General features: G+C 57.3%; 24 protein-coding genes and 1 other annotated feature. Of the genes, 14 read left to right on the top strand and 10 right to left on the bottom strand.

The window, feature by feature from the left end:
• Window positions 1–18 precede the first annotated feature (18 nt).
• The 7 genes from RTK01_RS06875 to RTK01_RS06845 form a co-directional block, all read right to left on the bottom strand.
• The gene (locus RTK01_RS06875) at window positions 19–999 is read right to left on the bottom strand and encodes an ABC transporter permease (RefSeq protein WP_312280261.1); all 981 of its coding nucleotides are present in this window, start codon (window positions 997–999) and stop codon (window positions 19–21) included.
• Window positions 996–2,162, bottom strand: coding sequence for an ABC transporter permease (locus tag RTK01_RS06870; RefSeq protein WP_312280260.1), 1,167 nt, complete (start codon window positions 2,160–2,162; stop codon window positions 996–998). The genes RTK01_RS06875 and RTK01_RS06870 overlap by 4 nt, the downstream gene beginning before the upstream one ends.
• Window positions 2,159–3,736 (bottom strand): ABC transporter ATP-binding protein, encoded by a 1,578-nt coding sequence (locus tag RTK01_RS06865; RefSeq protein WP_397352461.1) that lies wholly within the window; start codon window positions 3,734–3,736, stop codon window positions 2,159–2,161. Before RTK01_RS06865 ends, RTK01_RS06870 begins: the two co-directional genes overlap by 4 nt.
• A gap of 348 nt (window positions 3,737–4,084) precedes the next feature.
• Entirely contained in the window at window positions 4,085–5,329 is a 1,245-nt protein-coding gene (locus RTK01_RS06860; protein ID WP_312280259.1) for a BMP family ABC transporter substrate-binding protein, read from the bottom strand.
• 220 nt (window positions 5,330–5,549) lie between these two features.
• On the bottom strand, window positions 5,550–6,482 hold the full coding sequence (arcC, locus tag RTK01_RS06855; RefSeq protein ID WP_312280258.1) for a carbamate kinase: 933 nt from the start codon (window positions 6,480–6,482) through the stop codon (window positions 5,550–5,552).
• A 118-nt stretch (window positions 6,483–6,600) separates the two neighbouring features.
• Window positions 6,601–7,794: a knotted carbamoyltransferase YgeW gene (ygeW, locus tag RTK01_RS06850; RefSeq protein WP_312280257.1), complete on the bottom strand. Its 1,194-nt coding sequence runs from the start codon at window positions 7,792–7,794 to the stop codon at window positions 6,601–6,603.
• A gap of 78 nt (window positions 7,795–7,872) precedes the next feature.
• On the bottom strand, window positions 7,873–9,252 hold the full coding sequence (locus RTK01_RS06845) for a YgeY family selenium metabolism-linked hydrolase (RefSeq protein ID WP_312280256.1): 1,380 nt from the start codon (window positions 9,250–9,252) through the stop codon (window positions 7,873–7,875).
• Window positions 9,253–9,501: 249 nt separating this feature from the next.
• On the opposite strand from RTK01_RS06845, the gene RTK01_RS06840 reads away from it, so the two are divergent.
• Both RTK01_RS06840 and RTK01_RS06835 read left to right on the top strand, forming a co-directional pair.
• Complete coding sequence (locus RTK01_RS06840; RefSeq protein ID WP_293007980.1) at window positions 9,502–10,131, top strand: transcriptional regulator; 630 nt, start codon at window positions 9,502–9,504, stop codon at window positions 10,129–10,131.
• A complete protein-coding gene (locus RTK01_RS06835; RefSeq protein ID WP_312280255.1) occupies window positions 10,128–11,603 on the top strand; it encodes a pyridoxal-5-phosphate-dependent protein subunit beta in 1,476 nt (491 codons plus the stop codon). Before RTK01_RS06840 ends, RTK01_RS06835 begins: the two co-directional genes overlap by 4 nt.
• 71 nt (window positions 11,604–11,674) lie before the next feature.
• On the opposite strand, the gene RTK01_RS06830 is transcribed toward RTK01_RS06835, so the two are convergent.
• Entirely contained in the window at window positions 11,675–11,863 is a 189-nt protein-coding gene (locus RTK01_RS06830) for a hypothetical protein (protein ID WP_312280254.1), read from the bottom strand.
• A 135-nt stretch (window positions 11,864–11,998) separates the two neighbouring features.
• Here RTK01_RS06830 and RTK01_RS06825 point away from each other — a divergent pair, with 135 nt between their 5' ends.
• From RTK01_RS06825 to rplL, 12 genes are all read left to right on the top strand, one after another.
• The gene (locus RTK01_RS06825; RefSeq protein WP_312280253.1) at window positions 11,999–12,187 is read left to right on the top strand and encodes a YlcI/YnfO family protein; all 189 of its coding nucleotides are present in this window, start codon (window positions 11,999–12,001) and stop codon (window positions 12,185–12,187) included.
• A 31-nt stretch (window positions 12,188–12,218) separates the two neighbouring features.
• Window positions 12,219–13,460 (top strand): threonine synthase, encoded by a 1,242-nt coding sequence (locus RTK01_RS06820; protein ID WP_312280252.1) that lies wholly within the window; start codon window positions 12,219–12,221, stop codon window positions 13,458–13,460.
• A 282-nt stretch (window positions 13,461–13,742) separates the two neighbouring features.
• Window positions 13,743–14,066, top strand: coding sequence for a PadR family transcriptional regulator (locus RTK01_RS06815; RefSeq protein ID WP_312280251.1), 324 nt, complete (start codon window positions 13,743–13,745; stop codon window positions 14,064–14,066).
• Complete coding sequence (locus RTK01_RS06810; protein WP_312280250.1) at window positions 14,051–15,325, top strand: DUF2812 domain-containing protein; 1,275 nt, start codon at window positions 14,051–14,053, stop codon at window positions 15,323–15,325. Before RTK01_RS06815 ends, RTK01_RS06810 begins: the two co-directional genes overlap by 16 nt.
• Before the next feature lie 128 nt (window positions 15,326–15,453).
• Complete coding sequence (gene ruvX, locus RTK01_RS06805) at window positions 15,454–15,870, top strand: Holliday junction resolvase RuvX (RefSeq protein WP_312280267.1); 417 nt, start codon at window positions 15,454–15,456, stop codon at window positions 15,868–15,870.
• Between the two features lie 210 nt (window positions 15,871–16,080).
• Complete coding sequence (gene rpmG, locus RTK01_RS06800) at window positions 16,081–16,230, top strand: 50S ribosomal protein L33 (RefSeq protein ID WP_293009483.1); 150 nt, start codon at window positions 16,081–16,083, stop codon at window positions 16,228–16,230.
• A 4-nt stretch (window positions 16,231–16,234) separates the two neighbouring features.
• Complete coding sequence (gene secE / locus RTK01_RS06795) at window positions 16,235–16,471, top strand: preprotein translocase subunit SecE (protein ID WP_312280249.1); 237 nt, start codon at window positions 16,235–16,237, stop codon at window positions 16,469–16,471.
• A gap of 10 nt (window positions 16,472–16,481) precedes the next feature.
• A complete protein-coding gene (gene nusG / locus RTK01_RS06790) occupies window positions 16,482–17,009 on the top strand; it encodes a transcription termination/antitermination protein NusG (RefSeq protein WP_294855682.1) in 528 nt (175 codons plus the stop codon).
• A 99-nt stretch (window positions 17,010–17,108) separates the two neighbouring features.
• Complete coding sequence (gene rplK, locus RTK01_RS06785) at window positions 17,109–17,534, top strand: 50S ribosomal protein L11 (protein ID WP_293010403.1); 426 nt, start codon at window positions 17,109–17,111, stop codon at window positions 17,532–17,534.
• 88 nt (window positions 17,535–17,622) lie between these two features.
• Entirely contained in the window at window positions 17,623–18,315 is a 693-nt protein-coding gene (rplA, locus tag RTK01_RS06780; RefSeq protein ID WP_312280248.1) for a 50S ribosomal protein L1, read from the top strand.
• A gap of 57 nt (window positions 18,316–18,372) precedes the next feature.
• Window positions 18,373–18,501, top strand: a sequence feature (ribosomal protein L10 leader region).
• Window positions 18,502–18,583: 82 nt separating this feature from the next.
• Complete coding sequence (gene rplJ / locus RTK01_RS06775; protein WP_312280247.1) at window positions 18,584–19,147, top strand: 50S ribosomal protein L10; 564 nt, start codon at window positions 18,584–18,586, stop codon at window positions 19,145–19,147.
• 46 nt (window positions 19,148–19,193) lie between these two features.
• Entirely contained in the window at window positions 19,194–19,562 is a 369-nt protein-coding gene (gene rplL / locus RTK01_RS06770; protein ID WP_312280246.1) for a 50S ribosomal protein L7/L12, read from the top strand.
• A 103-nt stretch (window positions 19,563–19,665) separates the two neighbouring features.
• Here rplL and RTK01_RS06765 read toward each other — a convergent pair whose 3' ends face one another.
• Together RTK01_RS06765 and RTK01_RS06760 are read right to left on the bottom strand one after the other, a co-directional pair.
• Complete coding sequence (locus RTK01_RS06765; protein WP_312280245.1) at window positions 19,666–20,091, bottom strand: VOC family protein; 426 nt, start codon at window positions 20,089–20,091, stop codon at window positions 19,666–19,668.
• A 69-nt stretch (window positions 20,092–20,160) separates the two neighbouring features.
• A complete protein-coding gene (locus tag RTK01_RS06760; RefSeq protein WP_312280244.1) occupies window positions 20,161–21,345 on the bottom strand; it encodes a pyridoxal phosphate-dependent aminotransferase in 1,185 nt (394 codons plus the stop codon).
• Between the last annotated feature and the right edge of the window lie 72 nt (window positions 21,346–21,417).

Here is a 21,417-nt window from a genome sequence, read left to right as displayed (position 1 = left end):
ACTGCCGGAAGTTTTTAACTACCGTTCCTCACGGAAATAGGGGAGGCCCAAAGACGCGGGCGGCTGATTTTCCTTCCGGTTGCGCATGGAGACAACCACCAGCACGGCCAGCGTCACCAGATAGGGCAGCATCTTGAACAGCTCCTGAGAGCTGCGGTTCAAGCCGGGAATGTAGAAATACATCCAGAACAGCAGACCGAAGAGATAGGAACCCCAGATGGCGCCGATGGGCTTCCATGTGGCGAAGATGACCAGCGCCACCGCCAGCCAGCCCAGAGATTCGATTCCACCGTCGTTGGCCCAAGTACCCTTGGTGTAGTCCATCACATAGTACAGTCCGCCAAGGCCGGAGAGGCCCGCGCCAAGGCAAGTGGCCAGATACTTATTGCGGGTGACGCTGATGCCCGCCGCGTCGGCGGTACCGGGGTTTTCGCCCACGGCCCGCAGATTCAGGCCCATGCGGGACCGGCTCATGAAAATGTGAAGTGCCACGGCGATCAGAATGGCCGCATAAGCCAAGAATCCATAGGAAAAGAACAGCTTTCCTGCGCTTCCAAAATCGGCCAGAGGTGTGGAGGAGCGATATGCGGAAGAGGTGACTGCCACAGAAATCTGCCCCACGCCACCGGCCAGCTTATTCAGGCTGCCACCAAAGAAGTTGGCAACGCCGCCGCCAAAAATCGTCAGGGTCAAGCCGGTGACGTTTTGGTTGGCACGGAGCGAGATTGTCAGAAAGCTGAAAATCAGCCCGCCCGCCGCCGCCACCAAAAAGGCGCACAGCATGGAGATCAGAAGGCCCGCAACGGGAGAGGGGGAGGTGGTGGATGCCTCATAGAAAAACGCACCCATCAGACCCGCGATGCCCCCTAAGTACATAATGCCGGGGACACCCAGATTCAGGTTGCCGGAGCGCTCCGTCAGGATTTCGCCCAGCGCGCCGAACAGGATGACCGTTCCAAAGACGATGGCCGCCTGAAACAGAGAGATGAATTGTGTCATGCGTCCGCCCTCCCCACCGGGCAGCTCCCGTCGGGCTTGCGGCGGAAGCTGACTTTATAGCTGATGAAAAACTCGCTGCCGAGAATGCAGAACAGCAGAATGCCGGTGATGATTTCCGACACGAAGTTATTCAGGTTGTACCGGGATGCAATTTCCACGGCGCCCTTCTCCAGAAACAGAAGAAGGAAGGAAAAGAGGATCATCACAAAGGTGTTGAATTTTGAGAGCCACGCCACAATGATGGCGGTGAAGCCCCGTCCGCCCGCTGTGGAGGTGGAAATGGTATGGGACGAACCGGAAACCGCCAGAAAGCCCGCCACGCCGCAGATCGCACCGGAGAGAAGCATGGTGCGGATATAGACCTTCTGCACGTTGATGCCGGCATACCGCGCGGTGTTCTCACTGTCGCCCACCACGGCGATCTCATAGCCCTGCTTGGAGTATTTCAGATAGCTGTACATCAATACGGCGATGATAAGCACGATGATGACATTCAGCATGTATGCCTGCCCGAATACGCTGGGAAACCAGCCGTCCTTAGTAAGCTGGTTGATGACGCCCACGGAGTTGGACCCGGCGGGATTTTCCCATTTGGACACGGCATAGCTGGTAAGCTGAATGGCCACATAGTTCATCATCAGGGTGAACAGCGTCTCATTGGTGCCCCAGCGGGCCTTGAACACGCCGGGAATCAGACCCCACACGCCGCCGGCAATCATGGAAACCACCAGCATGACCAGCAGCAGAACCGGGGTGGGAAGAGTGCCGCCCAGATAGATCATGCACGCTGCGGTGGCAATGCCGCCCACCAGAACCTGTCCCTCCGCGCCGATGTTCCAAAACCGCATCTTAAAGGCCGGGGCCAGCCCCACGGCGATGCACAGCATCATCATCGCGTCCCGGATAGTGACCCATGCGCGGCGTGAGGTGCCAAAGGCACCCTGAAACATAGCCTCGTAGACCTTCAGGGGGTTGAGGTGAACGATGGAAAAAATAATCAGGCCGGAGAGCACCAGCGCCAGTGCCAGCGCGGCGCCCCGGATCAGCCAGGATTTTTCTCTGGAAATGCCCACGCGCTTTGAAATGTGGATCAGGGGTTCACTGCCGCTGCATTTGGAGGTGCCGCACGCGGAAGTACCGCAGGCTGTTTCAGGCTTGCTCATGACGCCGCACCCTCTTTCCTGAACTGAGTCATCAGCAGACCGAGGCCCTCTTTCGTGGCTTCTTCACGGGGGACAACGCCACTGACCTGACCGCCGCACAGCACCACAATCCGGTCGCACAGCTCCAGCAGCACGTCCAGATCCTCGCCCACGTAAATCACGGCCACGCCTTTGAGCTTTTGCTCGGTCATAAGGTTATAAATCGTATAGGAGGTGTTGATATCAAGGCCCCGGACGGCATAGGCGCTCATCAGCACCGTGGGGTTCATGGCGATCTCCCGGCCCACCAGAACCTTTTGCACATTGCCGCCGGAGAGCTTGCGAATCTGGGTGGCAACGCTGGGCGTGACAACCTCCAGCTCATCCACCACTGTCTCTGCCAGCTTCTTGGGCTTTTTCCGATCGGCAAAAACGCCCCGGCCGCTGAGATAGCTGCGCAGCAGCATATTGTCCGTCAAATCCATGTTGGCGACAAGCCCCATGCCCAGCCGGTCTTCCGGAACAAAGGACAGGGCCACGCCCATTTTCATAATATCCAGCGGAGATTTGCCAATCAGTTCGTGAACGTGCTTGGCGTTTTCAGGATCGTTGGTGGGGGCGTTCGGATTCCACTCCTCATCCTTATAGAGGATGCTGCTGCCCGGCTCGCAGAGTTGAAGACCGGCAATGGCCTCCAAAAGCTGCTTCTGGCCGGAACCGGCGATGCCCGCAATGCCTAAAATTTCACCGCCCCGGGCGGTAAAGCTCACGTCGCTGAGACGGGGGACCCCGTCCTTGTCCTTTACGGTGAGGTGTTGAATCTCAATGCGCTCGGTGGTCTTTTCGGCCTTGGGGCAGTCGATATTCAGCTCCACGGCCCGGCCCACCATCATATCGGTGAGCTTCTGGGGGTCCGTATCGCGGGTGGACACATCTCCGATGAACTTGCCCTTGCGCAGCACGGCCACGCGGTCGGACACGTCCATCACCTCGTGGAGCTTATGGGTGATGATGACCAGCGCCTTGCCGTCCGCCTTCATATTACGCATGACGGCAAACAACTTGTCGGTTTCCTGAGGCGTAAGTACGGCGGTGGGTTCGTCCAAAATCAAGATATCCGCGCCCCGGTATAGGACCTTTACAATCTCCACCGTCTGCTTCTGGGAGACGGACATATCGTAAATCTTCTGGTTGGGGTCGATGTCAAACCCGTATTTGTCCGCAATGTCCTTGACCTTCGCCGCGATGGCCTTGCGGTCCAGCTTGCCCTCTCCGGTGAGGCCCAGAACAATATTCTCCGCTGCGGTAAACACATCCACCAGCTTGAAATGCTGATGAATCATACCAATGCCCAGATCAAACGCGTCTCTGGGGCAGCAGATGCTCACGGCCTGACCATTTACATAAATCTGGCCCCCGTCGGGGAAGTAGATGCCGGAGAGCATATTCATCAGTGTGGTTTTTCCACTGCCGTTTTCTCCCAAAAGGGAGAGAATCTCTCCGCGCCGAAGCTCAAGGTCCACGCCGTCGTTGGCGACGACTTCGCCGAAGCGCTTTGTAACCTGCTTCATGAGGACTGCGCTGGTTGTCTCCAAGAAAGACCATCCTTTCCTGCCAAAAGTGGCTCTAAATGCGTTATGCAAGAACGATGCCGGATGGGTTGACCGGCTCCTGTAAAACAAGATCAGTATAGCACGGTTTAAATGCCTTGTAAATCAAAATTCGCCCTAAAAATGTGGAAATTGAATATTTTTTTTTAGGCAAAACAAAAATAATTATGGAAAGAATCCAAATATAAGCTCTGCTTTTGAAGGGCGACGGTGCACCGTGCTTCCTCCTCGTCCGGTGCGCAGAGGAAAAAACAACACCCCCGCCGCGAATTCCGCGGCGGGGGTGCGGATGCTTTCCAAAATCATTCGGAAGAATTTCCGAAGATGGAAGCGTCAGTTCAGCTTGGTGATTCCGTCAATCGCCAGAGAGAAGGACGGCGCGGACTGGAAGTAGGACTCGTGATAGTAGCCGTCGATGATGGCCTCATCCGCGTCGGGAACGAAATCGCCGTCGGTATCGGTGGCGAAGGCATTGGTGACAGGCTTGCCTTCCACGGTGAAGTTGGCGGTATCAAACACATGCAAAGAGCCGTCCTTGATGGCGGCGATGGCCGCGTCAACGGCTTCCTGCGTGCCGGGGGCGCAGGCGGTACCCAGCGCGGAGAGCATCACGCCGCCTTCAGCGTAGCCGTTGCAATAATCGGTTTCAAGCTTGCCGCCCTCCATGGCGGTGCGGATGATCTCCTCATAGGCGACCTCCCAGTTGTTCTGGGGAGAGGTCAGCGCCACGTCGGGAGCAACGGAGAGCATATCCACATTGTAGCCCACGGAATAGACGTTGGTGTTGCCCTTGTCGTGGGCGGCCTGCACGGCGGAGGGAGCGCCGGTGGAGTCGGCGTGCTGGCCGATGATGACGCAGCCGCGGCTGATCAGCGCGTTGGCGGCCTCGGCCTCAGCCTTGATGTCAAACCAGGAGTTGGTGAAGGTCACGTCCATGTGAGCATCGGGCACGATGGAGCGGATGCCCAGGAAGAACGCGGTGTAGCCGGAAACCACCTCGGCGAAGGGATATGCGCCGACGTAGCCGATGTAAGGATCGGTCACGGAGCCGGCATCCATCATCTCCTTAAGCTTCATGCCAGCCACAATGCCGGATACATAGCGGGCCTCGTAGATGTTGTCAAAATAGTTGGCGAAGTTGGACATGCCGGCGGTTCTGGCGTGGGTACCGGTGGCATGGGCAAAGTAAACGTCGGAGTATTCCGAAGCGGCCTGCATGAGATAGGTTTCATGGCCAAAGGAGTTTGCAAAGATGATGTTGCAGCCCTGCTCCGCCAGATCGACGGCGGCGTCATAGCACTTCTCATCCTCGGGAACGGTATATTTGAAGATCAGGTTTTCACTGGGAATGCCCAGCGTTTCGCAGGCTGCCTTGATGCCCTCCATATGGGCAAAGGTGTAACCCTCGTTTTCGTCGCCGATCAGAATCGCGCCGACCTTGAAATCGCTGGTGGAGGTGTCGCTGCCGGAAGTGGAACCCTGGGAAGCGCCAGAGCTGCTGGGAGTGCCGGAATTGCCGCAGGCGGCCAGACTCATCATCATGACGGCCGACAGCAGCATTGCAAGAAACTTCTTCATTCTGTTATCCTCCTTATTTTGTTCGAAAACCAAAGTGTGGATGGTTTTCCACAAATCATATCATACAGGGTTCACTTTTAAATTTCAATCCAAAATTTGATATTTGTCAAAGTTTTTACTTATGCTTTTGCGTAAACTAAAAAATCTGGATGATATGGCAAAGGCCCGTGCCCAGGAGGTAACTTCCGGACACGGACCTTTGTGCAAAATCGACAAAAAATCACTGACGGATGGCGGTTCCGGTCTTTCCGGAAATGCCGTCCCGGGCCTTTTCCAAAAGGGTAATCAGGGCGGTGCGGCCTGCCTTGGATTCGGCAAATTTGGCGGCTGCCTGCACCTTGGGAAGCATGCTGCCGGGGGCAAACTGGCCCTCCTGCTCATAGATACGGGCCTGCTCGGGAGTCATGGAGTCCAGCCACTTCTGGTCGGGCTTTCCGAAGTTGACGGCCACCTTCTCAACGGCGGTGAGGATGATCAGGCTGTCGGCGTCCAGTTCTTCGGCCAGCAGCTCTGAGGCAAAGTCCTTGTCGATGACCGCGCCCGCGCCCCGGAGGTGGTTTCCCTCACGGATGACAGGGATGCCGCCGCCGCCGCAGGCCACCACGATCTGCCCCGCATCCGACATGGCGCGGATGGTCTCAATTTCAATGATGGAAACTGGTCTGGGAGACGCCACGCAGCGCCGCCAGCCCCGGCCCGCATCCTCCATCACCGCGTTGCCCCGGCGGCGCATTTCCTCGGCCTCGGCTTCGGTCATGAAGGCGCCGATGGGTTTGGTGGGCTTCTGGAAGGCGGGGTCCTCGCCGTTGACCTCCACCTGCGTGAGGACGGTGGCCACGGGCTTGTTCATACCGCGGTTTAAAAGCTCTTCCCGCAGGGAATTTTGAAGATCGTATCCGATGTAGCCCTGACTCATGGCGGTGCACACCGACATGGGCGCCATGGGGTGGGAGGGATCCTCACGGGAAAGAGTGGTCATGGCCACGTTGATCATACCAACCTGAGGCCCGTTGCCGTGGGCGATGACCACCTGATGCCCCTCTTCAATCAGGTCCACAATGGCTTTTGCCGTCTGCTTTACGGCAATCATCTGCTCCGGCAAATTGTTGCCCAGCGCGTTTCCGCCCAGAGCAATCACGATTTTCTTCGGCATAAAAATACCCCTCAAATAAAAGTATAGTGGCGGCGGCACAGCCGCCGCCACACAGTCGGAAAGGTTCCGGCGGGAAATACCGGGTCCGGCGGTCCTCCGGACCCGGTATAAGTTCGTCTTAGAACAGCTTGCGCTTGCAGTCGGCCATGTCCAGCGCCATCAGGGCGGAGGCGGGGTCCTTCACCTTGCTCATCATAATCATGGCGGCGATGACATAGGGCTTGAAGCTGGCCTGCTTATACAGGGGCACTAAATACCGGTCGAACACGGAGGCGTCCACCTCGCCCTCGGGGCAGGAAAGGCCTGAGATATCGGCGGGCAGGCAGTGCAGATACAGAGCCTTGGCGTCCTTGGTCTTCTTCATCATTTCCTCGGTGCAGGCCCAGTCCTTGTGGAGAGCGTTCTGCGCGAGGAGCTTCTTCTCCAGCTCGCTGATGCCAGCAGTGTCGCCCGCCTGATACAGCTTGGTGCGCTGCTCCATGGCGGCGAAGGGGGCCCAGGACTTGGGATACACGATGTCCGCACCCTTGAATGCCTCGCCCATGGAGGCGACCTTCTGGAAGGAGCCGCCGGTGGCGGATGCGTTCTTGCGGGCAATCTCCTCCACCTCGGGCATCACGTCATAGCCCTCGGGATGGGCCAAAACCACGTCCATGCCGAAGCGGGTGAACAGGCCGATGACACCCTGAGGAACGGAGAGGGGCTTGCCGTAGGAGGGAGAATAGGCCCAAGTCATGGCGACTTTTTTGCCCTTGAGATTCTCCACGCCGCCGAACTGATGGATGACGTGCAGCATATCCGCCATGCACTGGGTGGGATGGTCCACGTCGCACTGGAGGTTCACCAGCGTTGGCTGCTGCTCCAGAATCCCGTCCTGATAGCCTTCCTTCACGGCGTCCATGAAGGTTTTCTGATACTTGTGACCCTCGCCGATGAACATATCGTCCCGGATGCCGATGACGTCGGCCATGAAGGACACCATGTTTGCCGTCTCGCGGACGGTTTCGCCGTGGGCGATCTGGGAGGTCTTCTCGTCCAGATCCTGAACCTCAAGGCCCAGCAGGTTGCAGGCGGAGGCGAAGGAGAAGCGGGTGCGGGTGGAGTTGTCCCGGAAGATGGAGATGCCGAGGCCGGAGTCGAACACGCGGGTGGATTTGTTCCGCTCGCGCAGGTCCCGCAGCGCGTCGGCCACGGTGAAGATGGCCTCCAGCTCCTCGTCGGTCTTGTCCCAGGTCCAGTAAAAATCGTTCTTGTACATATTGTTGGTGCGCAGGTGCTCCAGATGCTTGGCTAGTTCGATGGTCTTGGACATATCCATAACTCCTTCTCAAATCAAAAAGTCAGTCCCTGTATTGAAAACAGGGTATCTTGCGAATACGAGGGAAAATTCTTACTTAATATCGTTGTTGGTCTTGCCGCCGCGGTAAACGCTTACGTCCTCGGTGCCCTTGCCCTTATAAAGAGAGGGGACAGCGGCGTACATGGCGGCGCAGGCGACCAGATCCTCTTTCCATGTGACCTCGTTGGGGGCGTGGGCCTGAGACTCCGCGCCGGGGCCGAAGCCCACGCAGGGAATGCCGTACCGGCCCTGAATGGAAACACCGTTGGTGGAGAAGGTCCATTTGTCGATCAGGGGAGCCTTGCGCTTTTCAAGGGCAAGCTCGGAGGAGGTGGGGGCGCCGACGCGCTTGTCGCCGTACAGGCCCTTGTGCGCGTCCACCAGCGCCTGAATGTGGGGAGCGGTTTCCTTGTTGATCCAGGTGGGGAAGTAGCACTCCGTCTCATACTTCAGGCCGGTCCACGCGGGACGGTCGTACATATACATGGAAACCTTCACGTCCTTGCCGTACTTCTTCACGGCGGGCAGGTCCTCAATTTCCTTGATGCAGGAATCCCAAGTCTCGCCGGCGGTCATGCGGCGGTCCAGAGACACGGCGCAGCTATCCGCCACGGCGCAGCGGCTGGGAGAGGTGAAGAAAATCTCGGACACGGTGACGGTGCCCCGGCCAAGGAACTGCGCGTCCTCATAGTGCTCGGGGTTGAATGAGGGGTTGAGCATCTTCACAAGACCCTTGATCTCGTTGGAGGGGCCGTCGCCGTTTTCGTTCAAAGAGCGGACGTCCTGAAGAATGTCGGCCATTTTGAAGATGGCGTTGTCACCGCGCTCGGGGGCGGAGCCGTGGCAGCTTACGCCACGCACGTCCACGCGAATCTCCATGCGGCCCCGGTGGCCGCGATAGATGCCGCCGTCGGTAGGCTCGGTGGAAATCACGAACTCGGGCGTGATTTTATCCTCATTGTGGATATACTGCCAGCAAAGGCCGTCGCAATCCTCTTCCTGCACCGTGCCGGTGACGAGGACGGTCACGTCTTCGGGAATCAGGTTCATATCCTTCATAATCTTTGCGCCGTAGACAGAGGAGACGATGCCGCCCTCCTGATCGCTGCCGCCTCGGCCGCCGATTTCGGTTTCGTTCTCATAGCCCTCGTAGGGGTCAAACTTCCAGTTTTCTCGGTTGCCGATGCCCACGGTGTCGATATGTGCGTCATAGGCGATGATCTTCTCGCCGTTGCCCATCCAGCCCAGCACATTGCCCTCTCCGTCAATCTCCACCTTGTCAAAGCCAACCTTCTCCATCTCTGCGGCGATGCGGTGGATGACGCCCTCTTCGTTGGAGCTCTCGCTGGGAATTGCGATCAGATCCCGCAGGAATCTGGTCATATCGGCTTCATAGCCCTTTGCAGCGGATTTGATTGCATCGAAATTCATTTTGCGACCTCCTGTAAAAATATATTAAAAAAATTAACACGATTTGGACTGTGCCGTCCCTTTTTCTATCCCCATCATAGCATAAGAAACGCAGATGTCAAACAAAAAATGAGAAAACCTAAAAATTTTTCTGCAAACAGGTTGATTTCTGCACAAAGTATGGTATGATGGGTCTGTTAATACAGGGACTTTTGCCTGAAAAGGCAGGTTCCAGAGGAGGGATAGCGCACGGAAAGCGGAAAACTGGAAATGCTCAGTCAGATCGCCGCGGGAATCGCCGCGCAGTTCGGAAGCGACTGCGAGGTGGTGGTGCACGACTTGAGCCGACACCCGGATCACAGCATTGTTGTCATTGAGAACGGACACGTTTCCGGACGGAAGGTGGGAGACGGCGCGTCCTATGTTGTGCTGGAGCAAATCGTCCAGTCGGACGCCCAGCCCAAGGACCAGTACTGTTATCTGACACGCACGCCGGACGGGAAGATTCTCAAGTCCTCCACAATTTATATCCGGGGGGCCCACAAAAAGGTGGCGGCGATTCTTGCCATCAACTTCGACGTGTCAAAGCTCTTGATGGTGGAGGATGCGGTGCATTCTCTCACCAACGTTCCCGGCCCGCAGCCGGCGGAGCCGGAGCGGATTGTCAACATCAACGACCTTTTGGAGGAGCTGATCAGCCAATCGGTGGCGCTGGTGGGAAAGCCGGTGGCGCTGATGACCAAGGACGACAAGGTGAATGCCATCCGCTTTCTCAACGAAAACGGCGCGTTTCTCGTCACCAAGTCCGGCGACAAGGTGGCAAAATACTTCGGCATCTCAAAGTATACCTTATATTCTTATATCGATGATTCAAAAACATCAGGAGGTAAAGAACTATGATTGATTTCAGCAAGAATCCCCAGGGACTGGCCCATAATATTGAAAAGGCAAAGGAAAACGGCGTGGTTATCCCCACCGTGGCCCAGATGCAGCATCCCGAGACGATTCCCGAGAAGATTCAGGCGAAGCTGAAGAACCTTGGCATGTGGGACGTGGACCCCATGAACCTGTTCCGCATTACGTGGAAGAACGAAGCCAAGGAGAGCGGCGGACTGTTCCAGGCCGCCCCCAACTATGTGGAGCTGCCCTCCTCCCTCACCGGCGTGCCCTGCCGCATCGTTGCCATGGCGGGCAAGTGGTTCCCCACCGGCTGCCACAAGGTGGGCGCGTCCTTCGGCTGCCTTGCCCCCCGCCTTGTCACCGGCCAGTTTGACGCCACCCATCACAAGGCTGTTTGGCCCTCCACCGGCAACTACTGCCGCGGCGGCGCGTTCAACTCCAAGCTGCTGGCCTGCGAGAGCGTTGCTATCCTCCCCGCCGAGATGAGCAAGGAGCGGTTTGACTGGCTGAAGACCATCGCCGGTGAAATCATCGCCACTCCCGGCTGCGAGTCCAACGTCAAGGAGATTTTCGACAAGACGTGGGAGCTGAAGCAGGACCCCCAGTATATGGTTTTCAACCAGTTTGAGGAGATGGGCAACCCCCTGTGGCACTACAACGTCACCGGCAACGCGCTGGCCGACCTGTATGAGTCCATCAAGCACCCCGGCGACAATTTCGCGGGTGCGTGCTTCACCTCCGGCTCCGCCGGCACCATGAGCGCGGGCGATTTGCTGAAAGACAAGTATCCCCGGCTGAAGCTGGGCGTGGGCGAGGCGCTTCAGTGCCCCACCATCCTGAACAACGGCTTCGGCGGACACCGGATCGAGGGCATCGGTGACAAGCACATCCCTTGGATTCACAACGTGAAGAACACCGACATGGCCATCGCCATTGACGACGAGGATTCTCAGCGTCTGCTGCGCCTGTTCAACACCGAGGACGGCAAGAAGTATCTGAAAGAAGAGCTGAAGCTGGACGCGGACCTGATTGAGAAGCTGACGTGGCTTGGCATTTCCGGCATTGCCAACGTGCTGTGCTGCATCAAGATGGCGAAGTATTACGAGCTGACCGAGCATGACGTGGTTGCCACCGTTCTCACCGACTCCGCCGTGATGTACGGCAGCCGCATCGAGGAGCTGAACGAGCAGCACGGCGCATATTCCGAGAAGGAGGCCGCTCTCGACCATGCTCTGCACATGCTGGGCGTGAAGACCGACAACCTGCTGGAGCTGACCTATGAGGAGCGCAAGCGCATCCACAACCTGAAGTATTACACTTGGGTGGAGCAGCAGGGCCGCACCGTGCAGGACCTGAACGACCTGTGGTACAACGTGGAAGGCACTTGGGACGCGGTGCACAAGCAGGCCACCGAGCTGGATGCGCTGATCAACGAGTTCAACGAGGCCACCGGCGTTTTGAAGTCTCTGTAAGCGGGAGTATAACCCCTTTTGTAAGTTGATAAAAACGCCTCAGGGCGGGGCTGAAAGCCCCGCCCTGACGTTTAGCTGTCCTCCGGCCCCTCAAAGGCGGAGAGAAATGCGTCCTCTGCCTCCTGCTGGCCCTGAATGAGAAGGGCTTTGGCTTTCACGGGATTTCCCGCGTCCAGCTCTTTGAGGGCATCTGTGACTGCATTGAAAATGATTGTGTAATACTTGGGAAATTCTTCTTCTCTTCCGGGAAAAGTTATCATACACGCTCACCTCAACTTTATTTTACCATTATTAATATTGAAATGCAATACGATTTGTGGCCCAAAATGCAGTCCAGAATGCAAATGATATCTGCAATACAATTGATGTATAAAATGTATTGCGAGGTATCTGAGATGAGAAAGTTTAAAATTCCGAAAATTCCGTCCACTACCAGCAAATCTATTCGGTTTCCTACGGATGTAATTGACGAGGTGGAGGAAGCGATTCGCGGAAAGGACTGTACGTTTACCGCCTTCGTGGTGGAGGCCGTGCGGGTGGCGCTGGAGAATCTGCGGGAGGAAGAAGAGTCCGACGACGCGTGAACGACCATAATTTAATAAGGAGAACCCGACCATGAAAAATGTGAAATACGGCAAGTGTACCCGCTGCGGCAAGACTCATGCCGCCGTGCCCGATCTGACCATTTGCGACTGCGGGGGCATTCTGGATATCGAATACGATTACGACTATATCAAAACCCAGCTGACCAAGGAAAAGCTGGCGGACCGGCGGGACATGACCATGTGGCGCTACCGCGAGCTGCTGCCCATCGAGGAAAGCACCGAAAACACCCCCCTGCGGGTGGGCAACAGCCCGCTTTACGAGGAGCCGTGCCTTGCCGAAGAGCTGGGGCTTGGCAGACTGTGGGTGAAGGACGACGGGCAGAATCCCACCTCTTCCCTGAAGGACCGGGCTTCAGCCATGGCGGTCGCCAAGGCCAAGGAGGCCGGGGCAAAGGTGATTGCCTGCTCGTCCACAGGAAACGCGGCCTCGTCCCTTGCGGGCAACGCAGCGGCAGCGGGGTTGAAAACCTATATTTTCGTCCCCTCCCGCGCGCCCAAGGGGAAGGTGGCCCAGCTCATGACCTTCGGCGCCACCGTCATCTCCGTGGAGGGCAGCTATGAGGAGACCTTCGAGCTGTCAAAGCAGGCGATTGACAAGTGGGGCTGGTACAACCGCAACGCCGCCATCAATCCCTATCTCTCCGAGGGGAAGAAGACGGTTTCTCTGGAGATTATGGCGAGGCTTGGGTGGCAGGTGCAGGAGTATGTGGCGCTGTCCGTGGGCGACGGGTGCACCATCGCGGGCGTTTGGAAGGGCTTGAAGGACCTGTACGCCATCGGGTTTATCGACCGGCTGCCCCGGCTGATTTCCGCGCAGGCAGAGGGCTGCTGCCCCCTGAATCGGGCCATTACGGACGATAAGCCTTGGGAGCCGATGGAGGAGAACACACTGGCGGACTCCATCGCTGTGGGCGTGCCCCGGAACGCGGACAAGGCGCTGGCGGCCATCAGGGAATCGGGCGGAATTGTGGTGAATGTCTCCGACGAGGAGATTATGGCGGCGCAAAAGCTGCTGGGCCGCACCTGCGGCGTGTTTGGCGAGCCTGCGGGCGTCACCGGCGCGGCGGGCGTGAAGAAGCTGTGCGATCAGGGTGTGCTGGGGAAGAACGACACGGTGGTGTCCATCGTCACCGGCAACGGCCTGAAGGACGTGGCAAACGCCATCAAGGCCTGCGGCGAGCCGATCACCATTCCCTCCGACATGGAGCGGCTTTTGAAAGAGTTTGACCAGCGGGGGATTGTGGTGGAATGATTTCCGCCGGAAGTTGAGAGATGAAATAGCGCGGACGCAGGGAAATTTCCCTGCGTCCGCGCGGTTCTTTCTGCTCCTTTCATGCCCTCGGTGGCGTGGGATCGTCGATTTCGGTTGCCTTACATAACCATAGTGTCTGGAAAACATGAAGAGGCGGCAAAATTTTTATAATATTTTACGGCGGCAAAGATTTTATTGACAGCAAGAAGCACGCAGAGTATGATGTAGAAAATATATCGTGACACGATATATTGTGACGCGATATAACGAGGGGGGAGCCTTATGCCAGTCGGGGGACCGATGACGGAAGCCATGTACTATATTTTGCTGGTGCTGACCGTGCCCAGCCACGGCTATCAGATCATGGCCTCGGTGCCAAAGGCTTCTCAGGGCCGGGTGCGCATGGGGCCGGGGACGCTGTACGGCGTTTTAACCCGGATGGAGGCGGAGCGGTATATCGAAATCGTGGACGACGACGGGCGGCGCAAGACCTATGCCATTACGGAGACGGGCAGGGCGGCGCTGCGGGCGGAGACGGAGCGGCTGCAAGCCATGCTGGAGGATCAGACGCGCTGGAGGGAGGACACGAAATGCTTGACCGAATAGAGGCTTGGGAAAAGGAGGAAGACGGATACGTCCGCAAGTGGAAGCCGGATGACCTCTGCGATCTGGACCGCAACGAGAGCTGGTTTTCCGACATGGCGGAAAAAGGACTGTTTGTGGACCATTTTACCCGCTGGTCTGTCTGGTTCAAGCGAGGAGCGCCCCAAAAAACCCGCTACCGCATGGATGTTTTGAGTCGGGCGCTGACGGAGGATGAGCTGGCGCTGTACGATTCCAGCGGGTGGCATTTTGCGGCGCTCCATACCGAGCAGGGCTTCCGAAAGGACATTTGCTATTATATTTTCCAGACCGACGAAAACGCGGGTGTGCCGGAGCTGCACACCGACCCCGTAGAGCAGGCAAAGTCCCTGAAGCGGCTGCATGGAAGGTTTCGGAGAGACGTTTTTTTGACGCTGGTCTTGCTGGCTGTGGTATTTTGGGATGTGATTACGACGGGACGGCCCGATCTAAGGTTTGAGCTGTTGGTAACCGGAGAGAAACCCGTCAGAATTTACTGGGTTCTTTTTGGCCTGTTGGAGATGGTGAACAGTTTGCGGGGCTGGCTGAATATTCGGCGTCTGCGCAGGCGCCTTACGGGGGGAGAACTTCTGGATCATCACGCGGATTACCGCAGGGCCCATCGGCAGTATGTGGTGCTTTCCGTGCTGAGGATTCTGCTTGCGGGCTGGCTGCTTGCCTTGATGGTTACACGGGTGATTCTGCAGATCGCCCCATACCACATCATTCCCCTGCCGGAGACGGTGGACTTCCCGGTGGTGCGGCTGGAGGAGTTTTACGATGGAACGCTTGCGGAGAACGGGGTTTCCGGAGAGCTTTATCACAAGTGGACGACGGCGGGCGCGGAAATTGACGAGTTGAAGGAGCGTGCCAATGAGGCAGAGGCGGACTCAATTTTGGAACTGCGCACCGTGAGCATCCGGCTTCCGTTTGTTTGGACGGCGGAGCAGGCCTTTGACGCGTCGACGAAAATGGAGATATATGACGGGGCGGACGGTCACTATCGGATGGGAAAGACCGCCCCGGTGGAGACAAATCTGGTGGACGAGGCGTGGGCGGCGGCGCCCAGTGAGGACAATTGGAATCAGGTTGTCCTGCTGGTGCGGGACGGGCGGCAAATTGTGATGACGTTTTATCTGGACCGCACCAACGGCGATTTTGACGATCCCGCAGAAGCGGAAGTTTTCCGGGACCGGTGCACAGAACGGCTGCTGCCCATGCTGGCGCAGAAGCTGGAGGACTGAGGGCTGGGCGGGTGGAGCCGTTCGGCGGAAAAAAGGGAAGATGCTCTGCGATGGGCGGCCTGCGGGGCCGCTTAGAAAAAAGCGGAGCAATACGAGTGATGTTTATTTTGAATTTGGAGGGAAGTGCCATGCGGATTATGGCCATTGACTACGGAGACGCCCACACGGGCATTGCCATCTCCGACCCCACCGGCTTTATGGCCGGGACCACCACCGTGATCAACGCCTATCGTCCCGAACAGGTGGCGGAAGGCGTGAAAAAATTCGCGGAGGAATACTGCGTGGAGGAGTTGGTTTTGGGCTATCCCAAAAATATGGACGGGACGCTGGGGCCGAGGGCGGAAAAGGCGGAGGCCATGGCGGCGCTGCTGCGGGAGACTGTGGGACTGCCGGTCGTCCTCTGGGACGAGCGGCGGACCACCATCGACGCCCACCGGATTTTGCAGGGCAACGGACAGAATGCAAAAAAGCGGAAGAAGACCGTGGACGCGGTGGCGGCGGCGCTGATTCTGGAGGGATATCTCACATTTAAGAAAAAACCATGAAAACGGAGAAAATCCTGCTAAAAAATTCGGAAAACAGGTTGACTAAGGGCATTATTTCTGCTAAAATCAACTTTACCTGTGAAAAAGGGTTTATTTGTCGTGCGCGTTTTCGCTTTCGCGCGGGACAAAGGCCGCTTTGGAGGGCAGGGAGGCAGTCGGCTTCTCCGGCTCAAGCCGGACAAGAGGCCAATAATAAGGAGGTGCCGTTAAATGCGCGTGAAAGTGACCATGAGATGCAACGAGTGCAAGCAGAGAAACTACAACACCATGAAGAACAAGAAGAACACCCCGGACAAGATGGAAATGAACAAGTATTGCCCCTTCTGCAAGAAGCACACGCTCCACAGCGAGACGAAGTGATTGATTGAATGACGAGAAAGGGCGTGTAAACATGGCGGAAGAAGCCAAGAAAAAGGACAGAACCCGCTGGTTTCGGGAAATGAAAAGCGAAATGAAAAAAATCGTGTGGACCGACCGCAAGACCGTGGCAAAAGACACGGGAACCGTGCTGCTGTGCTCCCTGCTCATCGGCGCGTGCATCTGGATTGCCGACTATTTTCTCATTAACGGCATCCAGCTCATCATCACGTTTCTGAAGTAAGGGGCGAGTGATGACAGAGAGCGCGAAATGGTATGTAATCCATACCTATTCCGGCTATGAAAACGCGGTAAAGACCAGCATTGAGAAGTTTGTGACCGGACGCAACATGGAGGATATGGTTCTCAGAATCGAAATTCCTCTCGAAACGGTCACGGAGATCACCGAGGGCGGCGCCTCCAAAGAGGTGGAGCGCAAGGTGTTCCCCGGTTATGTGCTGATTAAAATGGTCTTGACGGACGAAACCTGGCATTTGGTGCGGAATATCCGCGGCGTGACTGGGTTTGTCGGCGAGGCCAGCAACAGGCCCATTCCTCTGACAGAGGAAGAGGCCCTGTCCATGGGCATGGAGAAGCACGAGATTGAAGTGAAATATTCCGTGGGTAGCCATGTGAAAATCGTGGACGGCCCTCTGTCCACCTTTACCGGTGTGGTGGAGGAGATCGAGCCCGAGAAAAACCGCGTCAGCGTGATGGTTTCCATGTTCGGGCGGGAAACGCCCGTGGAACTGGAACTGGATCAGCTGGAGGTCGTGGACTGACAGAGCGGACACGCGTCCACTGCAAGTGGGAGGGACCGTTGTCCCGCCAAAGGAGGCCGGAAGGCCGCCACCACATTTTAAACAGGAGGTGCTACTAAAGTGGCACAGAAAATTACAGGATACGTAAAACTGCAGATTCCCGCGGGCAAAGCGACACCCGCTCCCCCCGTGGGCCCGGCGCTGGGCCAGCACGGCGTGAACATCGCCGCGTTTACCAAGGAGTTCAACGAGCGCACCAAGAACGACATGGGTATGATTATCCCCGTGGTCATCACGGTGTACGGCGACCGCTCCTTCTCCTTCATCACCAAGACCCCCCCCGCGGCGGTTCTCATCAAGAAGGAATGCAACATCGAGTCCGGCTCCGGCGTGCCCAACAAGACCAAGGTGGCCACCATTACCAAGGCGTCCATCCAGAAGATCGCAGAGCTGAAAATGCGCGATCTGAACGCCTCCAGCCTGGAGAGCGCCATGAGCATGATCGCCGGCACCGCCCGTTCCATGGGCGTCGTGGTGGGCGACTGAGCTGCCACTCGTCCCCGTTTGCGCGGCGCAAGGGCCGCATACAGTGGGAGGATGAATTCCGAAGAACCACTATGAGGAGGAAATAACATTGTTTAGAGGCAAGAAGTATACCGACAGCGCAAAGCTGATCGATAAAGGTACCTTTTATGAGACGGCGGAGGGCATGGGCCTGGTGTGCAAGTGCGCCGTCGCCAAGTTTGACGAAACCGTCGAGCTGCACGTAAAGCTGGGCGTGGACTCCCGGCACGCAGACCAGCAGGTCCGCGGCGCCATCGTCCTGCCCCACGGCACCGGAAAGACCGTCCGCGTGCTGGTTTTCGCGAAGGACGACAAGGCTGCGGCCGCCAGAGAAGCCGGCGCCGACTATGTGGGCGACATGGATTTGGTGGAGAAGATTCAGAAGGAAAATTGGTTTGACTTTGACGTGATCGTCGCCAGCCCCGACATGATGGGCCTGGTGGGCCGTCTGGGTAAGGTGCTGGGCCCCAAGGGTCTGATGCCCTCCCCCAAGGCGGGCACCGTCACTCCCGACGTGGCCAAGGCCGTGAAGGAAGTCAAGGCCGGTAAGATCGAGTATCGTCTGGACAAGACCAACATCATCCACTGCCCCATCGGAAAGGCCTCTTTTGGCCCCGAGAAGCTGGCGGAGAACTACAACGCCCTCATGGGCGCCATCGTCAAGGCGAAGCCTGCCGCCGCCAAGGGCCAGTATATCCGCAGCTGCGTGGTGGCTTCCACCATGGGCCCTGGCGTGAAGATGAACGCCGCCAAGCTGGTCTGATCAAAAAAACCGATATCCGACCGAGAATTTTCCACTTGACAAATTCCGACGGTTTGATATAATACAACGTGCGTTCCAAAGACAGCAGGTGGGAGGAAACTCCGGAAATCCTGCCGAGGACGGCTTTTGATGAAGCTATTCCGTCCTTGTGTCTTTTGGGCACAGGGACGGTTTCCTTTTTAGAACGCACCCCCCGGAATTCCTCTGCCTGATGGCCCGCGCCGAAGAGCAGAGACATTCCGCAAAAATCTCTGGAGGTGAAACAAGAATGCCTAACGCAAAAGTCCTGAGTGCAAAGCAAGCGATTGTGGCGGAACTGACTGAAAAGGTTCAGAAGGCCACCGCAGGCGTCCTGGTGGACTACAAGGGTATCACCGTCGAGGAGGACACTGTCCTTCGCCGGGAGTGCCGCGAGAACGGCGTGGATTACGCTGTTGTGAAGAACACCATGCTGCGCTTCGCGTTCAACAACGTCGGCTATGGTGAGCTGGACGGTCTGCTGAACGGAACCACTTCTCTGGCACTGTCCGAAGACGTGGTAGCTCCCGCCCGCATCATGAGCAACTGCGCCAAGAAGATGGAAGGCAAGTTCGAGATCAAGGGCGGCTTTATGGACGGCAAGGTGGTCGATCTGGCCACTATCCAGTCTCTGGCTGCAATTCCCGCTCTGCCCATCCTGCAGGCGCAGGTTCTGGGCACCATGCTGGCCCCCATCACGGGTCTGGCCGTGGTCCTCAAGCAGATCGCGGAGAAGGGCGGCGAAGCCGCTCCCGTCGCCGAGGCTGCTGTCGAGGCTCCCGCAGCGGAGGAGTCCGCTCCCGCCGCTGAATAAGCGGAACCCAAATCTAAACCAAACTTTTATTTAGGAGGCTACTATTATGTCTGAGAAAGTTACCGCTATGATCGAAGAGATCAAGGTTTTGACCGTTCTGGAGTTGAGCGAGCTGGTGCACGCTCTGGAGGAAGAGTTCGGCGTTTCTGCCGCCGCTATGGCTGCTCCCGCCGCTGCTGCGGCTCCCGCCGCCGAGGAGAAGACCTCTTTCGACGTGGTCCTGACCGGCTTTGACGCCGCTGCCAAGATCAAGGTCATTAAGGCTGTCCGCGAAATCACCGATCAGGGTCTGGCCGAGGCTAAGGCGACCGTCGAGGGCGCTCCCGCCACTCTGAAGGAAGGCTTGTCCAAGGACGACGCCGAGGCCATGAAGGCCAAGCTGGAGGAAGCCGGCGCAAAGGTCGAGCTGAAGTAAGCTTTTTCCATATGCAACGGAAAGCAGCCGTACAGATAATTCTGTACGGCTGCTTTTTTAAGGTTTGGGTAAAGTAGCGGACGCAAATTTCCGGGATATTCTCTTACAGCAGGGAAAAATCAGGGATTTCCATCAGCGGCTGCATCTGGCACAGGCAAAACGGATGCCCGGCGGGGTCCAGCATCACCCGCCAGTGATCGGAAAACTGCGCCGCGGCGACAGTTGCCCCGCAGTGGATCGCGTACGCCACGGCCCCATCCAAATTGTTGACCGCAAAGTCAAGATGCGCCATTTGCTGCTGCGCTTCCGGCGCTTCCGGCCAAACAGGCGGCGTATAAAGAGGATTCCTCTGAAAGGTGATGCTCGGGTATGCGCCCTGCTGCGTGCCGGGAGCGCCAAGGCAGGCATATTCCTCATCGTAAAAGGGGATGGTCCATCCCAGCAGCTCCGCGTAGAATTTTGCCAGCTCATAGGGGCTTGTGCAATCAATGGTGAATGTATACAGCTTGATTTTAAGTCCGGAATCCATGGCGTTCGGCCTCCTAATAGTATCTGATGTGCTTGAGGGACAGCACAGAAGCGAAGGCGATTTGTGCGTTCAGCGATAGGTTTTGATCAGTTCCTTAAACAGGGGGAGGCTGCGCTGAATGGTGTCGTAAGACACGCAGGTGCACAGGCGGAAATACTCCGGGCAGCCAAAGTCGTCGCCGGGAACAACCAGAACGTTTTTCTCCTTGGCCCGGTCGGAAAACGCCTTGGAACTGCCGCCGGGAGCCTTGACAAACATATAGAACGCGCCGTTGGCCTTGGGACAATCATAGCCGAAGGAAGTAAGCGCGTCGTAGAGGGCGCGGCGGTTTTTGTCGTAGGCGGCAAGGTCCGGCCGCTCCGCTGCGCAACGGGCCACAACGCGTTGCTGCAAAGAGGGGGGGCAGACATGGCCCAGAACCCGGGCGGCTCCCGCCACGGCAGCGAACAGCAAATCGCTGTCTGCCGCGCTGTCGGGCACGCAGACATAGCCGATGCGCTCGCCGGGGAGGGACAAGGATTTGGAATAGGAGTAGCATACCACGGTATTGGGGTAGAGATTGGGGACCCAGCTTACCTCCGCCCCGTCGTACACCAGTTCCCGGTAAGGCTCGTCGGCAATGATATAGATGGGGTGGCCCACCTGACGGCTCTTTTCCATCAGCAGAGCCGCCAGCTTTTCAAGAGTTTCCTTGGTATAGACAATGCCGGAGGGGTTGTTGGGGGAGTTGATAAGAACTGCCTGCGTATGCTCGTTAATGAGGTCCGCCATTTCATCCAGCCGAATCTGGAAACGCTCTGTGTCAGGCGGCGTTACCACAAACTTTACACCGTTGCTCTCCACATAGGGACGGTATTCGGCAAAGAAGGGGGCCACGCCCACAATTTCCGCACCCTTCACCGCCAGCGCCCGCACCACGGCGATGAGCGCTGGGGCCGCGCCGCAGGTGAAGAACAGGTTTTCGGGACGGAGATGGGCATTAAACCGGGCGTTTAAATCATCTGCCACGGCCTTGCGCACGCCGGGATAGCCTGCGGCGGAGGTGTAGCCATGAACATCCAGACTGTCCTCGGTGCCCACGATGTTCAAAAAGGCTTCGTTCACCGCGCCCGGGGAGGGAATGGAGGGGTTGCCGATGGAAAAGTCAAAGACGTTTTCCCGGCCCACAACGGCGACCTGCTTCATGCCGTATTCAAACAGCTCCCGGATGCAGGAACGGGATTGGCCCAGAGCCAGCATTTTCTGAGAAATCATACAGTAAAGTCCTTCCCGCCGCCGCGCGTGGGGCGGCCCGTCTGAGAGTGCGGTAAATTTTATATGTTACTT

The organism is Oscillibacter sp. (genome assembly GCF_031978065.1).
In the GTDB taxonomy this organism is placed as follows: Bacteria; Bacillota; Clostridia; order Oscillospirales; family Oscillospiraceae; genus Oscillibacter.
Note: the sequence above shows the minus strand (reverse complement) of the source record. Positions and strands in the feature narration are given on the sequence as shown.

What these genes read in the sequence shown, in the direction of transcription:
- RTK01_RS06875 (WP_312280261.1), bottom strand. Translation starts at nt 999, where the DNA reads ATGACACAATTCATCTCTCTGTTTCAGGCGGCCATCGTCTTTGGAACG.
- RTK01_RS06870 (WP_312280260.1), bottom strand. Translation starts at nt 2,162, where the DNA reads ATGAGCAAGCCTGAAACAGCCTGCGGTACTTCCGCGTGCGGCACCTCC.
- RTK01_RS06860 (WP_312280259.1), bottom strand. Translation starts at nt 5,329, where the DNA reads ATGAAGAAGTTTCTTGCAATGCTGCTGTCGGCCGTCATGATGATGAGT.
- arcC (WP_312280258.1), bottom strand. Translation starts at nt 6,482, where the DNA reads ATGCCGAAGAAAATCGTGATTGCTCTGGGCGGAAACGCGCTGGGCAAC.
- ygeW (WP_312280257.1), bottom strand. Translation starts at nt 7,794, where the DNA reads ATGTCCAAGACCATCGAACTAGCCAAGCATCTGGAGCACCTGCGCACC.
- RTK01_RS06845 (WP_312280256.1), bottom strand. Translation starts at nt 9,252, where the DNA reads ATGAATTTCGATGCAATCAAATCCGCTGCAAAGGGCTATGAAGCCGAT.
- RTK01_RS06840 (WP_293007980.1), top strand. Translation starts at nt 9,502, where the DNA reads ATGCTCAGTCAGATCGCCGCGGGAATCGCCGCGCAGTTCGGAAGCGAC.
- RTK01_RS06835 (WP_312280255.1), top strand. Translation starts at nt 10,128, where the DNA reads ATGATTGATTTCAGCAAGAATCCCCAGGGACTGGCCCATAATATTGAA.
- RTK01_RS06830 (WP_312280254.1), bottom strand. Translation starts at nt 11,863, where the DNA reads ATGATAACTTTTCCCGGAAGAGAAGAAGAATTTCCCAAGTATTACACA.
- RTK01_RS06825 (WP_312280253.1), top strand. Translation starts at nt 11,999, where the DNA reads ATGAGAAAGTTTAAAATTCCGAAAATTCCGTCCACTACCAGCAAATCT.
- RTK01_RS06820 (WP_312280252.1), top strand. Translation starts at nt 12,219, where the DNA reads ATGAAAAATGTGAAATACGGCAAGTGTACCCGCTGCGGCAAGACTCAT.
- RTK01_RS06815 (WP_312280251.1), top strand. Translation starts at nt 13,743, where the DNA reads ATGCCAGTCGGGGGACCGATGACGGAAGCCATGTACTATATTTTGCTG.
- RTK01_RS06810 (WP_312280250.1), top strand. Translation starts at nt 14,051, where the DNA reads ATGCTTGACCGAATAGAGGCTTGGGAAAAGGAGGAAGACGGATACGTC.
- ruvX (WP_312280267.1), top strand. Translation starts at nt 15,454, where the DNA reads ATGCGGATTATGGCCATTGACTACGGAGACGCCCACACGGGCATTGCC.
- rpmG (WP_293009483.1), top strand. Translation starts at nt 16,081, where the DNA reads ATGCGCGTGAAAGTGACCATGAGATGCAACGAGTGCAAGCAGAGAAAC.
- nusG (WP_294855682.1), top strand. Translation starts at nt 16,482, where the DNA reads ATGACAGAGAGCGCGAAATGGTATGTAATCCATACCTATTCCGGCTAT.
- rplJ (WP_312280247.1), top strand. Translation starts at nt 18,584, where the DNA reads ATGCCTAACGCAAAAGTCCTGAGTGCAAAGCAAGCGATTGTGGCGGAA.
- rplL (WP_312280246.1), top strand. Translation starts at nt 19,194, where the DNA reads ATGTCTGAGAAAGTTACCGCTATGATCGAAGAGATCAAGGTTTTGACC.
- RTK01_RS06765 (WP_312280245.1), bottom strand. Translation starts at nt 20,091, where the DNA reads ATGGATTCCGGACTTAAAATCAAGCTGTATACATTCACCATTGATTGC.
- RTK01_RS06760 (WP_312280244.1), bottom strand. Translation starts at nt 21,345, where the DNA reads ATGATTTCTCAGAAAATGCTGGCTCTGGGCCAATCCCGTTCCTGCATC.